The sequence below is a fragment of the Enterobacter sp. BNK-14 genome, from assembly GCF_047456095.1.
In the GTDB taxonomy this organism is placed as follows: domain Bacteria; phylum Pseudomonadota; class Gammaproteobacteria; order Enterobacterales; family Enterobacteriaceae; genus Enterobacter; species Enterobacter kobei.
The window spans coordinates 3,603,927-3,616,573 of sequence record NZ_CP179897.1; the positions used below are offsets into that span (position 1 = coordinate 3,603,927).

General features: G+C 53.8%; 13 protein-coding genes. 5 read left to right on the forward strand and 8 right to left on the reverse strand.

Annotated elements, in window-relative coordinates; genetic code table 11:
- Positions 1 to 4: 4 nt before the first annotated feature.
- The 3 genes from ACMGGM_RS17110 to ACMGGM_RS17120 form a co-directional block, all read right to left on the reverse strand.
- Positions 5 to 454: a lysozyme gene (locus ACMGGM_RS17110; protein WP_045134584.1), complete on the reverse strand. Its 450-nt coding sequence runs from the start codon at positions 452 to 454 to the stop codon at positions 5 to 7.
- Positions 447 to 1,166 carry a DUF2589 domain-containing protein gene (locus tag ACMGGM_RS17115; RefSeq protein WP_063614432.1) on the reverse strand — a complete coding sequence of 240 codons (720 nt, stop codon included), beginning with the start codon at positions 1,164 to 1,166 and terminating at the stop codon, positions 447 to 449. The genes ACMGGM_RS17110 and ACMGGM_RS17115 overlap by 8 nt, the downstream gene beginning before the upstream one ends.
- 79 nt (positions 1,167 to 1,245) lie before the next feature.
- On the reverse strand, positions 1,246 to 1,917 hold the full coding sequence (locus ACMGGM_RS17120; RefSeq protein WP_023332101.1) for a DUF2589 domain-containing protein: 672 nt from the start codon (positions 1,915 to 1,917) through the stop codon (positions 1,246 to 1,248).
- A 312-nt stretch (positions 1,918 to 2,229) separates the two neighbouring features.
- Here ACMGGM_RS17120 and ACMGGM_RS17125 point away from each other — a divergent pair, with 312 nt between their 5' ends.
- Positions 2,230 to 2,850, forward strand: coding sequence for a LuxR C-terminal-related transcriptional regulator (locus tag ACMGGM_RS17125; protein ID WP_014882579.1), 621 nt, complete (start codon positions 2,230 to 2,232; stop codon positions 2,848 to 2,850).
- A 66-nt stretch (positions 2,851 to 2,916) separates the two neighbouring features.
- Here ACMGGM_RS17125 and speD read toward each other — a convergent pair whose 3' ends face one another.
- The 3 genes from speD to ACMGGM_RS17140 form a co-directional block, all read right to left on the reverse strand.
- On the reverse strand, positions 2,917 to 3,711 hold the full coding sequence (gene speD / locus ACMGGM_RS17130) for an adenosylmethionine decarboxylase (RefSeq protein WP_014882580.1): 795 nt from the start codon (positions 3,709 to 3,711) through the stop codon (positions 2,917 to 2,919).
- Positions 3,712 to 4,581, reverse strand: a complete 870-nt coding sequence (speE, locus tag ACMGGM_RS17135) for a polyamine aminopropyltransferase (RefSeq protein WP_063614433.1) — start codon at positions 4,579 to 4,581, stop codon at positions 3,712 to 3,714.
- A 115-nt stretch (positions 4,582 to 4,696) separates the two neighbouring features.
- Entirely contained in the window at positions 4,697 to 5,044 is a 348-nt protein-coding gene (locus ACMGGM_RS17140) for a YacC family pilotin-like protein (RefSeq protein WP_014882582.1), read from the reverse strand.
- Between the two features lie 145 nt (positions 5,045 to 5,189).
- On the opposite strand from ACMGGM_RS17140, the gene cueO reads away from it, so the two are divergent.
- Positions 5,190 to 6,749 (forward strand): multicopper oxidase CueO, encoded by a 1,560-nt coding sequence (cueO, locus tag ACMGGM_RS17145; RefSeq protein WP_045134586.1) that lies wholly within the window; start codon positions 5,190 to 5,192, stop codon positions 6,747 to 6,749.
- A 133-nt stretch (positions 6,750 to 6,882) separates the two neighbouring features.
- Here the strand turns inward: cueO and ACMGGM_RS17150 are convergent, their stop codons facing one another.
- The gene (locus tag ACMGGM_RS17150; RefSeq protein ID WP_045134587.1) at positions 6,883 to 9,273 is read right to left on the reverse strand and encodes a glucose/quinate/shikimate family membrane-bound PQQ-dependent dehydrogenase; all 2,391 of its coding nucleotides are present in this window, start codon (positions 9,271 to 9,273) and stop codon (positions 6,883 to 6,885) included.
- Positions 9,274 to 9,481: 208 nt separating this feature from the next.
- Here ACMGGM_RS17150 and hpt point away from each other — a divergent pair, with 208 nt between their 5' ends.
- Positions 9,482 to 10,018: a hypoxanthine phosphoribosyltransferase gene (gene hpt / locus ACMGGM_RS17155; RefSeq protein ID WP_014882585.1), complete on the forward strand. Its 537-nt coding sequence runs from the start codon at positions 9,482 to 9,484 to the stop codon at positions 10,016 to 10,018.
- Between the two features lie 129 nt (positions 10,019 to 10,147).
- Here the strand turns inward: hpt and can are convergent, their stop codons facing one another.
- Positions 10,148 to 10,810 carry a carbonate dehydratase gene (gene can / locus ACMGGM_RS17160; RefSeq protein ID WP_014882586.1) on the reverse strand — a complete coding sequence of 221 codons (663 nt, stop codon included), beginning with the start codon at positions 10,808 to 10,810 and terminating at the stop codon, positions 10,148 to 10,150.
- Positions 10,811 to 10,917: 107 nt separating this feature from the next.
- Between can and ACMGGM_RS17165 the strand changes: the two genes are divergently transcribed.
- Both ACMGGM_RS17165 and ACMGGM_RS17170 read left to right on the forward strand, forming a co-directional pair.
- Positions 10,918 to 11,844 (forward strand): ABC transporter ATP-binding protein, encoded by a 927-nt coding sequence (locus ACMGGM_RS17165; RefSeq protein WP_023332105.1) that lies wholly within the window; start codon positions 10,918 to 10,920, stop codon positions 11,842 to 11,844.
- Positions 11,841 to 12,611 (forward strand): ABC transporter permease, encoded by a 771-nt coding sequence (locus ACMGGM_RS17170; protein ID WP_023332106.1) that lies wholly within the window; start codon positions 11,841 to 11,843, stop codon positions 12,609 to 12,611. Before ACMGGM_RS17165 ends, ACMGGM_RS17170 begins: the two co-directional genes overlap by 4 nt.
- The last annotated feature ends 36 nt before the right edge of the window (positions 12,612 to 12,647 follow it).

A 12,647-nucleotide genomic window follows, 5' to 3' on the forward strand; every position in this document is an offset into this window, starting at 1 on the left:
TTTATCAGGATAAAAACAGGTTTTTTTCAGCGTTCCGACGTGCTGTCAGGCCCGCCAGAACCTGGCCACCGGCATGGTTCCATTTCGGAAATTCCTCAGCTGCGCCGTTGAAGTCTCCGCTGTTCACTTTGCGTAACAGGGTTGAACTCTTCAGATTGGCTGGCCCCAGATTAAAGGCGAAGCTCACCAGGGCATCGAACTGGTTCTGGGTGACTTCCACCGTCAGCATGCTGTTGACGTCATGCTCAAAACGCTGCAAGTCCTCACGAAGGATCTGCTCCGCGGCTTCAGCGGTGATGGTTCGCGTGCCGCCTGGTGGGATCGGGTTTTCGACATGGCCATAACCGATGGTTGGAATGCCGACGGCATCTTTGTAGGTGGTTAAACGCAGGCCTTCATACTGTTTGATAAGGGCAATGCCGCCATTGCCCGTTGTTTTCAAAGCATCACTCATGGTTTTTCTCCTTTACGGGGACGGGAGTCATACGGTGGATGAATTCATCAAGCAGGCGCAGTACCGCTTCTGGCGGCTCCTGAGCGACAAAATCAATTTCAATATCAATGTTTTGGGTGTCCGTTTTACCTTCATGGGGCTGGGGCGCCATGGTGACGAGGAAGTGGCCACGCTCTCCCTGTCCCGTTAGCGTGCTTATGGATTCGGTTGCATCACCGCGAACGGTCAGGCGCATCTTCATTCTCTCCATCGAGAGATTGCGCGGTGGTGCAAGCGTTACCAGCGGCACGTTCAAACGATGCTCATCATCCAGCTGAAGCTCGGCGTAGTCGGGTTTGTAGCTACCGTCCGGAGCCTGCTCAAACAACTGGGAGAGCACGGCGATGTACTGATGGGTCATATACTGGTTGGCACTGAAAGCCGCGTGCTGGAGCCCTTGTACCAGTGTATCTAAGCCCATAGCGTGGTTGCCCTTGTTGCCGGCAGGAGGCGGCGGCGTACCGTTATCGCCTCCACCGGCACCGCCGTTATTTCCCCCGTCATTGCCTCCGGTGTTGCCACTTTCCCCTGTGGGAGCATGGGACGGCGTTATGTCCGGTGGATCTTCTGATGACAGCGTTGTCGGTTTATCCGTCGGGGTTTCGGGACTGGTTTCAGGCGTTACAGCGTCGGGCGATTTACGGCTGAACCAGAATCGACGTGAATCAGGCATGCTTTTTCTCCTTCAGGCAGGTGTCCGTAAGCCGGGCACCTGCCAGGGGTATTAAATGCGTTTGAATGTGTGGTGTGGGTTAACCATTACCCCCTTGAGGCGGCGCGACCGGGGCAGGGGCCGGTGCTGGGGTAATCAGACCTGAACTGTTGGTGGCAGGCAGTGTGGCAGGCTGATCTTCTGCGCGTTGTGCCGGTTTGGTGGCAGCATTTGTCAGATAATCGACCACACGGCTGAGCGCCTCCGGCATCGGCTGACGTTTTACAGAGGTGTGGATGGAGTATTTGGCTCGGGTATCGGTCGAGCGGGTCTGTTCTGACTTATGGCTAACACTACCCTTCACGCTGACGGAGAATGGACCCCAGCCGATTTTGCCCTCCAGGGAGCCTTCCTGGCTGCTGCTTTCGTTGCTGGCTGCGCTCTGATGGATCTCAAGCTCGAAGTCGATAGTCCCTTCTTCGATACAGATGATGGGATGCACGACTGCCGCGAGCAGAGGAATACGCATGACTTTGGTCTGCGTACCGGTCGTCACGCCTTTCTCATCGACGAGCGTTTCCTCATAATCAAACTGTACCGAAACGGCCTTGCCGTCCTTAATACAGACACTTAATAAGAAATCGGTATAACTTTTTGCTGCCTGGGTTTGGGCTTTAATCATTGCCTGTAGTGGCGCAGAAATCATACTGTCTAGCGGCAATGAACTAATAACTGAACCTATAAATCCGGCATCAACATTTGCATCTGGCATAATTCATTCCTCGATATTTTGGTGGTTGCAGAATATGTCTGCCCCTTAATCATGGATATCGATGAATAAAGCATCTATGAGCGTAAAGTTATGTTTTCAGAAATCATTCCGTCTGTATGGAATGGCCTGTATCGAAAGTTACATGGCGAAATGTGACGGGCTGTGCTTAATAAATTAAACCGGCATTACTCCTGCAATTGAAAATTTCATCTGGTGTTATTGCTTTTCATCGCACAGCAGCTCTCGCGTTGAGGTCTGTATGAGGTTTTTAAGTGCCGCTAACAAGATAACGATTATTTAAGTGGGACGACAATGAATATACTTATTTATGATGAATTGCCGCTGTTCATTCATGGCATCCGATGCCGTTGGGCTGAACTTGCGCCCGCACTACATATCACAGCAGCACATAGCGAAGATGAGGTCTGGAAAGGTTTAATAAAAAACCGGGCTGATATTATTATTCTGGATGCTGATTACGAGATTGAGAAAAAAATAGCATTATTAACGCAGTTAACATCACAGGCGGATCATGTTTTCGTGTTGATGAACTTTTCACGGCTGGATAATGTAAACCCGATTTATTTTTTGGAGAATGGCGCTGCCGGGATTTTGACAAAGAAAATGGAGTCGGAAGAGTTATTGCAGGCGATCGAATGGGTGCGGCAAGGGAGAATATATTTACCGGATAGTTGCCTGCGTGAGCATAAATTAATACGAATGCATAATTCCCCGCCCCCTTTGCGCACACTCTCACCCCGGCAGCGCGAGATCCTGCATCTTGTTGTCCAGGGACACAGTAATAAACAAATTTGTCGTGTGCTGGGGATTGCGGAAGGAACGGTTAAGAATCATCTCCATGCCTTGTTTCGTCAACTGGGTGTCAGAAATCGTACGGAAGCGGCGATGATACTGGCACAAACGCCGGTTTAAGAAACAAACAAAATAATAAAGAAGGAAAAATCATCGCTTTTCCTTCTTTATCCGTTTGCATGCGTGTTACACGGCAGGAATATTGCGGCCGTAGTAGATTTCGCGCATCTCTTTCCAGAGCAGGTCGGTAATGGCCTTGCGCTCGTCTTCGCTCAAATCTTCTGGTCGGGTGTGGAACATGTAGTGCTTAAGGTCAAACTCCTTAAGTAACATCTTGGTATGGAAGATGTTTTCCTGATACACGTTCACATCCATCATGTCATACAGCGACTTCATGTCGTCAGACATAAAGTTCTGGATGGAGTTGATCTCATGGTCGATGAAGTGCTTCATCCCGTTGATATCGCGGGTAAAGCCGCGCACGCGATAATCAATGGTCACGATGTCCGATTCCAGCTGGTGGATTAAATAGTTCAGCGCGTTCAGCGGGGAAATCACGCCACAGGTCGACACTTCTATGTCAGCCCGGAAAGTACACAGCCCACCTTCCGGGTGGCTCTCCGGATATGTGTGCACGCAGATATGGCTTTTATCGAGGTGCGCGACGACCACTTCCGGCAGCGGGCCCGGATGCTCCGTTTTGTCGATAAGCTTCGGGTCGACCGGCTCTTCGCTGACCAGAATGGTCACGCTGGCACCCTGGGGTTCGTAATCCTGACGCGCAATGTTCAGGATGTTGGCGCCAATGATTGAACAGGTTTCTGTCAGGATCTCGGTCAGACGGTTGGCGTTGTAGAGTTCGTCGATATAGGCGATGTAACCATCGCGTTCTTCCGCTGTTTTGGCATAGCAGATATCGTAAATACAAAAACTCAGGCTTTTGGTCAGGTTGTTAAAGCCATGCAGTTTAAGCTTTTTCAATTAGCTCACCCCCTTAGTGGATAATGCGTCTTGCAGGTACTGCGGCAGCGCAAACGCGGCGGTATGAATTGCCGGATTGTAGTAGCGGCACGTGAGACCAGCCTGATGGAAGCGGGCCTGAATAATTTCAGTCGAGAGGTGGCGCAGCACGTCGTTATCCGTCGCCCAGGCAAAGGTCATGATCCCGCCGTAATAGGTAGGAATGGCCGCCTGATAGAAGCTGACGTCAGAAAAATAGGTGCTGAGCTTGCGATGGCTGTCGAGCGCTTCATCCTGCTGCAGGAAGCAGACGCCGTTTTGTGCGACAAAGATCCCGCCAGGGTTCAGGCAGCGCTTACAGCCTTCGTAGAACGAGGAGGTAAACAGCGATGCACCCGGGCCGATAGGGTCGGTGCAGTCGGAGATAATGACGTCAAAGGTCTGCGAGGTCTGGTTAACGAAGTTAACGCCGTCGTCAATCACCAGGTTAAACCGCGGATCGTTATAGCTACCGGCATTGTGGTTGGGCAGGTACTGACGGCAGAAAGAGACCACACCCGCGTCGATCTCGACCATCGTAATGGTTTCAATCGATTGATGACGGGACACTTCACGCAGCATTGCGCCGTCGCCACCGCCGATAATCAGAACGTGTTTCGCGTGCCCGTGCGCCAGCAGCGGAACGTGGGTCATCATCTCGTGATAGATAAACTCGTCACGCTCGGTCGTTTGTACTACGCCATCCAGTGCCATGACGCGGCCAAAAGCGGCATTCTCAAAGATGATGAGATCCTGGTGATCGGTTTTCTCATGATAGAGCACGTTATCAACGGCAAAATACTGACCAAACTGGTCATGCAGTGTTTCATGCCACAACGTGTGGTCGGCCATACGCGGACTCCTCCTTTGTTAACATCCGTAACACTCATAAAAAATGAGCGAAACATGATAGCTAACTATAACCATGGTTGCACGGTTATAGGGTGAACAGGGGGCGTCGGGAAGATTATTTCACGTAGGCGAGCAGGCTGAGTGAATCGCGAGCCAGCGCTTTGCATTTTTTAGCCGTGGGAATGCCAATACCGCTCAAGTCACGGTAACTGTCTTCACCGAGCGCCTTCATGTCAAAGCTGTCGTAGTTGCTGAGATCCCATTGGTTCTGCTGGGCGAAAAAGACCAGCGCACGGCGAATTTGCCCGTTGGGTAAATTCTGGTAGCCACAATCATTTTTCAGGAATACAAAAACCGCCGTCAGGTCGGCCATATCTTCCGCTTCATTTTCACTGAGCGCATAGCTGTTCGCACACATTGCCATCAGGCTACCGAACAAAATTGTCCTGAAAAACGTCTTCATTGCTTCTACCACTTCTTCACGGAAAATTAACGTTAGCATACTTGATGCCAGTGCGACGATCTTTATTATTGCCGCCCGACTTGACCTTCCGGTAAGGGGAGGGTTTATGCTCAAAAGATCGCCTGCTGGAAATAAGGAAATGAACATGCAACGTCGTGATTTTTTAAAATATTCCGTTGCGCTGGGGGCTGCCAGCGCACTACCACTCTGGAGCCGCACCGTTTTCGCGGCTGAAAGACCTGCCTTACCCATCCCTGATTTACTGACCGCTGACGCCCGTAGCCGTATCCAGCTCGTTGTTCAGTCCGGTCAAACATCCTTTGGCGGGCACAACGCCACGACGTGGGGCTATAACGGCAATTTGCTCGGTCCGGCGCTTCAGCTACGTAAAGGGAAAGCGGTGACGGTGGATATCCACAACACGCTCGCAGAAGAGACGACGCTCCACTGGCACGGGCTGGAAGTGCCGGGTGAAGTCGACGGTGGACCACAGGGCATTATCAAGGCCGGTGGTAAACGTAGCGTGACTTTTAAGCCCGAGCAGCGTGCGGCGACCTGCTGGTTCCATCCGCATCAGCATGGCAAAACCGGCCATCAGGTGGCGATGGGGCTGGCCGGGCTGGTGCTGATTGAAGACGATGAAAGCCGCCTGCTGCGTCTGCCGAAACAGTGGGGCATCGATGATGTGCCGGTGATTGTGCAGGACAAAAAATTCACCGCAGACGGGCAGATTGACTACCAGCTGGACGTCATGAGCGCGGCGGTCGGCTGGTTCGGGGATACGCTGCTGACCAACGGTGCGATTTACCCTCAGCACGCCGCGCCAAAAGGCTGGCTGCGTTTACGTCTGCTTAACGGCTGTAACGCGCGTTCCCTTAATTTTGCGACCAGTGATAAACGCCCTTTGTACGTGGTCGCCAGCGACGGGGGGCTTCTGCCCGAGCCAGTTAAAGTGGATGCGCTGCCGATGCTCATGGGGGAGCGCTTTGAGGTGCTGGTGGATATCAGCGACGGCAAGGCGTTTGACCTGGTGACCCTCCCGGTCAGCCAGATGGGGATGGCGGTTGCGCCATTTGATAAGCCGCATCCAGTGTTACGCATTCAGCCGTTACTGGTTACCGCGTCGGGCACGCTGCCGGATACGTTAACCACGCTGCCTGCACTCCCGTCGCTTGACGGGCTCACGCAACGCAAGCTTCAGCTCTCCATGGACCCGATGCTCGACATGATGGGCATGCAGGCGCTGATGAAGAAGTATGGCAATCAGGCAATGGCGGGAATGCATCACGGTCAGATGATGGGCCATATGAATAGGGATCACGGCAAAATGGGCGGCATGGATCATGGCGGTCATGGCTTTGATTTCCACAACGCCAATAAGATCAACGGTAAAGCGTTTGATATGAACACGCCGATGTTTGCCGCTACAAAAGGGCAGTTTGAGCGCTGGGTGATTTCAGGCGAAGGCGACATGATGCTGCACCCGTTCCACATCCACGGCACGCAGTTCCGCATTCTTTCTGAGAACGGCAACGCCCCGGATGCGCATCGCGCAGGCTGGAAGGACACCGTGAGAGTGGAGGGCGGCGTGAGCGAGGTGCTGGTGAAGTTTGACCACGACGCGCCGAAGGAGTTTGCCTACATGGCGCATTGCCATCTGCTGGAGCATGAAGATACGGGGATGATGCTCGGTTTTACCGTATAAAAAAAGCCGGGTGGCGGCTTCGCCTTACCCGGCCTACTTTTCGCTGGTGCGGCCTGATGCCCTCACCCTGACCCTCTCCCACGGGGAGAGGGAACAGACACTAAAAACGGCAACTTTCGTTGCCGTTTTGCTTTTACCTTGCGTCGTCAGGCAGCGCATACGCGACGATATAGTCGCCCATCTTCGTGCCAAACGAACCGTGACCACCCGCAGAGATGACAACGTACTGCTTGCCATTCACTTCATAGGTCATCGGCGTTGCCTGTCCACCCGCAGGCAGACGGCCTTGCCACAGTTTCTCACCGTTGGTCATGTTGTACGCGCGCAGGTAGTTATCTGCGGTTGCCGCGATGAACAGCACGTTACCGGCGGTAGAGATTGGGCCACCCAGCATTGGCATACCCATATTGAACGGCACCGGAACCGGCATTGGGAACGGCATGCTGTCCTGTGGCGTACCAATACGTTTTTTCCACACAATCTGGTTGGTTTTCAGATCCAGACCGGAGATGTAACCCCAGGCAGGCTGTTTACACGGCAGACCAAACGGTGACAGGAACGGGTTCAGGGTCACGCCATACGGTACGCCGTACTGCGGCTGGATACCGGCTTCGGTACCGCTGCCTTTCGCATCTTTCGGCTGCTCCATTGGGTTGCCCGGACCGCGTGGGATCAGGCGGGAAACGAACGGCAGCGCCATTGGGTTGGCGATAGCAACCTGACGGTTCGGGTCGACGGAAATACCGCCCCATTCGAACATCCCCAGGTTACCCGGGAAGACCAGCGTGCCCTGCTCAGAAGGTGGTGTGAAGATGCCTTCATAGCGCAGCTGATGGAACATCACGCGGCATACCAGCTGGTCAAACATGGTGGCACCCCACATGTCTGCCCCGCTCAGGTCTTTCTTCGGACGGAAGCTCAGGTCAGAGAACGGCTGCGTTTTAGAGACGTAGTCGCCTTTCGCCGCGCCCTGCGGAACCGGTTTTTCCGGCGCAGGCACAACCAGCTTGCCGTTGCTGCGATCCAGCACGAAGATGTTGCCCGTCTTGGCCGGAGCGTAAATCACCGGAACGGTTTTGCCGTTAACGGTAATGTCGGCCAGCGTCGGCTGGGACGGCATATCCATATCCCACAGATCGTGGTGAACGGTCTGGTAGCTCCATGCCAGCTTACCGGTCGTCGCGTTCAGCGCCACGATGGCGCTCGCATAGCGCTCCTGCTCCGGCGTACGGTTACCGCCCCAGATATCTGGCGTGGTCACACCCATCGGCAGGTACACCAGGTCCAGCTTCGCGTCATACGCGGCAGGCGCCCAGGAGTTTGGCGAGTTGAAGGTAAACGTGTGTTCGTCTGACGGAATCGCGTTAGGATCTTTCGCGCCCGGATCGAAGGCCCACAGCAGTTTACCGGTATTCACGTCGAAGCCGCGGATCACGCCCGAGGTTTCACGCGTGGAGAAGTTATCCGTCACCGAACCGGCAATCACGATGGTTTTATCGGTGATGATTGGCGGAGAAGTCGGTTCATACAGACCCGGCGTGGTGTCCGGCATGTTGGTCTGCAGATTCAGGATACCTTTGTTGGCGAAGGTTTCGCACAGCTTGCCGGTTTCTGCGTTGATGGCAAACAGACGGCCATCGTTAACAGGCAGCATAATGCGGCGAGGACAGTCGGCAACCACTTCCGGACTCGCATTATCCGCACGCGCTTCGTGGTAAGAGACGCCACGGCAGGTCACGTGCTGGAATGACGGGTTGGAATTCAGCTGTGGATCGAAGTGCCATTTCTCTTTACCGGTGGCCGCGTCGAGCGCGAACAGACGCTGGTGCGCCGTACACAGATAAAGCATGTTGCCGACTTTAATTGGCGTCACTTCGTTAGTCAGTTCGCCCGGATCGTTCGGCATCTTCAGGTCGCCGGTACGGAATACCCAGGCTTCTTTCAGGTTTTTAACGTTGTCGGCGTTGATCTGCTTGAGTGGAGAGTAGCGTTGGCCTTCCTGGTTACGCCCGTAGGCTGGCCAGTCGCCATCCGCAACCTGAGAAATGGCCGCAGCAGGGGTGGCTTCCGTGTTCAGCGTACCGTTGATCTCCTGCGGGTCGTTAAAGCCGGCCCAGGTCAGGATACCGCCGCTGATCAACAGCGCCACGACCAGTGCCGCAACGGCTCCGCTGGATGGCACAATCAGGCGACGCCAGACGAACGGCAGGATCAGCCAGATACCGAAGAAGACCAGGATGTCGCTGCGCGGCGTCAGTGCCCAGAAGTCGAAGCCGACTTCCCAGACGCCCCAGATCATGGTTGCGAGGAGTAAAACTGCATACAGCCACAGTGCAGATTGTTTTCTACGCCAGAGCAGGACGGTTACGCCAAGCATAACCAGGCCCGCGATTGGGTAGTACCAGGAGCCGCCGATCGCGACCAGCCAGACGCCACCGATTAACAGGTACAGGCCGCAGAAGGCGGCGAATAACGCTGTTAGTGTCACCAGTAGACGCGGCTGTTTAGAGTGTGTTTCAGCCATAGAAAGTGTACTCGTCAGTTTTTGTTAATAATTTGCTAGCAACTAATTATAGGTATTAACAAGTGTGATCGGAATCACAATATTTGCTTTTTATAACTCATACGCCAGGCTTATCCATTTGCTGATATAATGGCTGGCTTGCGTATCAATGCCTGAAGTGAGTTCATCTGCATTGAGAGATTTTCATTAAAATCATATGGTTAGTAATATGAAACATACTGTTGAAGTGATGATCCCGGAAGCCGAGATCAAAGCGCGTATCGCCGAACTGGGTCGTCAAATCACCGAACATTACAAGGACAGCGGCAGCGAAATGGTGCTGGTTGGTCTGTTGCGTGGCTCTTTCATGTTCATGGCGGACCTGTGCCGTGAAGTGCAGGTGCCTCACGAGGTCGATTTTATGACCGCCTCCAGCTACGGCAGCGGCATGTCCACAACCCGTGATGTGAAAATCCTGAAAGATCTGGATGAAGATATTCGTGGCAAAGACGTGTTGATCGTGGAGGATATTATCGACTCCGGTAACACGCTCTCTAAAGTGCGCGAGATCCTGAGCCTGCGCGAGCCGAAATCACTGGCAATTTGTACGCTGCTGGATAAACCTGACCGTCGCGAAGTGCAGGTCCCGGTAGAGTTTGTCGGTTTCTCCATTCCGGACGAATTCGTGGTGGGTTACGGCATCGACTACGCACAGCGTTATCGTCATCTGCCGTATGTGGGAAAAGTGGTATTACTGGACGAGTAAACGAGTTGGGTGCGGCCTGATGCCCTCACCCCGGCCCTCTCCCACAGGGAGAGGGAGCAAACCCAAAAAACGGCAACCTGGTTGCCGTTTTGCTTTTACCTCGGCGCCACCCGGCTTTTTAACGTGCACTTATTTGTGGTTCACATGCTTAAGCTTGAGGTTGGCAATCCCTGAGCGGTAACGCTGTTCCAGCGTTTCGCGGTTGGTGGCGGTGACTTCCAGATTGCGCAGCAGACCATCGTGAATACCGTACGCCCAGCCGTGGATAGAGACCTTCTGCCCGCGTTTCCACGCTGACTGCATGATGGTCGAATGCCCAAGGTTATACACCTGCTCCATCACGTTGAGTTCGCACAGGGTGTCCATGCGACGCTCCTGCGGCATTTCGCCCAGCAGTGAGCTATGTTTGAACCAGATATCGCGGATGTGCAGCAGCCAGTTATCAATTAATCCCAGTTCCGGGTTTTCAACCGCCGCCTGCACGCCGCCGCAGCCGTAGTGGCCACAAATAATGATGTGCTCGACTTCCAGAACGTCAACGGCATACTGAACCACAGACAGGCAGTTGAGATCGGTGTGAATCACCAGGTTGGCGACATTACGGTGAACAAACAGTTCTCCTGGCTCAAGGCCAGTCAGACGTTCCGCCGGCACGCGGCTGTCGGAACAGCCAATCCAGAGAAAGCGCGGGTTCTGGGCTTGTGCGAGTTTTCCAAAAAATCCGGGGTCTTCCTCCACCAGCATTTTTGACCATAGTGCATTGTTGCTAATGAGTGTATCTATGTCGTTCATGGAGGTTAGCGACCTGTAACCAAGTAATTGCGTTGCGCTACTATAGGGTAACCCGACTTTTAATGAAACCACACAACGTGTGTAAGAACTGAAGGTAAGTTAAATTCATGGCAATTGCACTGGAGCTTGAGCAGCTTAAAAAAACCTATTCGGGTGGCGTTCAGGCGCTACGCGGGATAGATCTTAAAGTAGAGGCCGGGGATTTTTACGCGCTTCTGGGGCCGAATGGGGCAGGGAAATCTACCACCATCGGGATCATCAGCTCGCTGGTGAACAAAACCTCCGGCCGCGTTAGCGTGTTCGGATACGATCTGCAAAAAGATGTGGTTAACGCCAAACGCCAGCTGGGGCTGGTACCGCAGGAGTTCAACTTCAACCCGTTCGAGACGGTGCAGCAGATCGTCGTTAACCAGGCGGGTTATTACGGCGTTGAGCGCAAAGAGGCGCTGGAGCGCAGCGAAAAGTACCTGAAGCAGCTCGATCTGTGGGAAAAACGTAACGAACGTGCGCGGATGTTGTCCGGCGGGATGAAACGTCGCCTGATGATTGCCCGTGCGCTGATGCATGAGCCAAAACTGCTGATCCTCGATGAACCGACCGCGGGTGTGGATATCGAACTACGCCGCTCGATGTGGGGCTTCCTGAAGGATCTGAACGATAAAGGCACCACCATTATTCTGACTACCCACTATCTGGAAGAGGCTGAAATGCTGTGCCGCAACATCGGCATCATTCAGCACGGCGAGCTGGTGGAAAACACTTCGATGAAAAACCTGCTTTCCAAGCTGAAATCAGAAACCTTTATCCTCGACCTGGCGGCAAAAAGCCCGCTGCCGAAGCTGGAAGGGTACCAGTATCGTCTGGTGGATACCTCGACGCTGGAAGTGGAAGTGCTGCGCGAGCAGGGGATCAACAGCGTGTTCTCTCAGCTGAGCGCGCAGGGGATTCAGGTTTTAAGTATGCGTAACAAAGCGAACCGACTGGAAGAGCTGTTTGTCTCTCTGGTGCAGGATAAACAAGGAGACAAGGCATGACGCATCTTTATTGGGTCGCGCTGAAAAGCATCTGGGCGAAAGAGATTAACCGCTTTATGCGTATCTGGGTGCAAACCCTGGTGCCACCGGTGATCACCATGACGCTCTATTTCATCATCTTCGGTAATCTGATTGGTTCCCGGATTGGTGAGATGCACGGTTTTACCTATATGCAATTTATCGTGCCGGGTCTGATCATGATGGCGGTGATCACCAACGCCTACGCGAATGTGGCGTCGTCGTTCTTTAGCGCCAAATTCCAGCGCAATATTGAAGAGCTGCTGGTGGCACCCGTGCCGACGCATGTGATTATCGCCGGATACGTGGGCGGCGGCGTGGCGCGCGGTTTGTGCGTGGGGATCCTGGTGACGGCGATTTCGCTGTTCTTCGTCCCGTTCCAGGTCCACTCCTGGCTATTTGTCGCGCTGACGCTGCTTCTGACGGCAATCCTGTTCTCGCTGGCCGGTCTGCTGAACGCGGTATTTGCCAAAACGTTTGACGACATCAGCCTGATCCCGACCTTCGTGCTGACACCGCTCACCTACCTCGGCGGGGTATTCTACTCCCTGACGCTGCTGCCGCCCTTCTGGCAGGCGCTGTCGCACCTGAACCCGATCGTCTACATGATCAGCGGCTTCCGCTTTGGCTTCCTCGGGATTACCGATGTACCGCTGTTTACGACGGTGGCGGTGCTGGGGGTATTCATTGTCGCGTTCTACCTGCTGTGCTGGTATCTGATCCAGCGCGGTCGCGGTCTTCGCAGCTAACCTTTTGCCCGGCGACGTTCTGTTTGCCGGGCGCTT

Coding starts and splice junctions, on each gene's coding strand:
- ACMGGM_RS17110 (WP_045134584.1), bottom strand. CDS start 454: ATGAGTGATGCTTTGAAAACAACGGGCAATGGCGGCATTGCCCTTATC.
- ACMGGM_RS17115 (WP_063614432.1), bottom strand. CDS start 1,166: ATGCCTGATTCACGTCGATTCTGGTTCAGCCGTAAATCGCCCGACGCT.
- ACMGGM_RS17120 (WP_023332101.1), bottom strand. CDS start 1,917: ATGCCAGATGCAAATGTTGATGCCGGATTTATAGGTTCAGTTATTAGT.
- ACMGGM_RS17125 (WP_014882579.1), top strand. CDS start 2,230: ATGAATATACTTATTTATGATGAATTGCCGCTGTTCATTCATGGCATC.
- speE (WP_063614433.1), bottom strand. CDS start 4,581: ATGGCCGACCACACGTTGTGGCATGAAACACTGCATGACCAGTTTGGT.
- ACMGGM_RS17140 (WP_014882582.1), bottom strand. CDS start 5,044: ATGAAGACGTTTTTCAGGACAATTTTGTTCGGTAGCCTGATGGCAATG.
- cueO (WP_045134586.1), top strand. CDS start 5,190: ATGCAACGTCGTGATTTTTTAAAATATTCCGTTGCGCTGGGGGCTGCC.
- ACMGGM_RS17150 (WP_045134587.1), bottom strand. CDS start 9,273: ATGGCTGAAACACACTCTAAACAGCCGCGTCTACTGGTGACACTAACA.
- hpt (WP_014882585.1), top strand. CDS start 9,482: ATGAAACATACTGTTGAAGTGATGATCCCGGAAGCCGAGATCAAAGCG.
- can (WP_014882586.1), bottom strand. CDS start 10,810: ATGAACGACATAGATACACTCATTAGCAACAATGCACTATGGTCAAAA.
- ACMGGM_RS17165 (WP_023332105.1), top strand. CDS start 10,918: ATGGCAATTGCACTGGAGCTTGAGCAGCTTAAAAAAACCTATTCGGGT.
- ACMGGM_RS17170 (WP_023332106.1), top strand. CDS start 11,841: ATGACGCATCTTTATTGGGTCGCGCTGAAAAGCATCTGGGCGAAAGAG.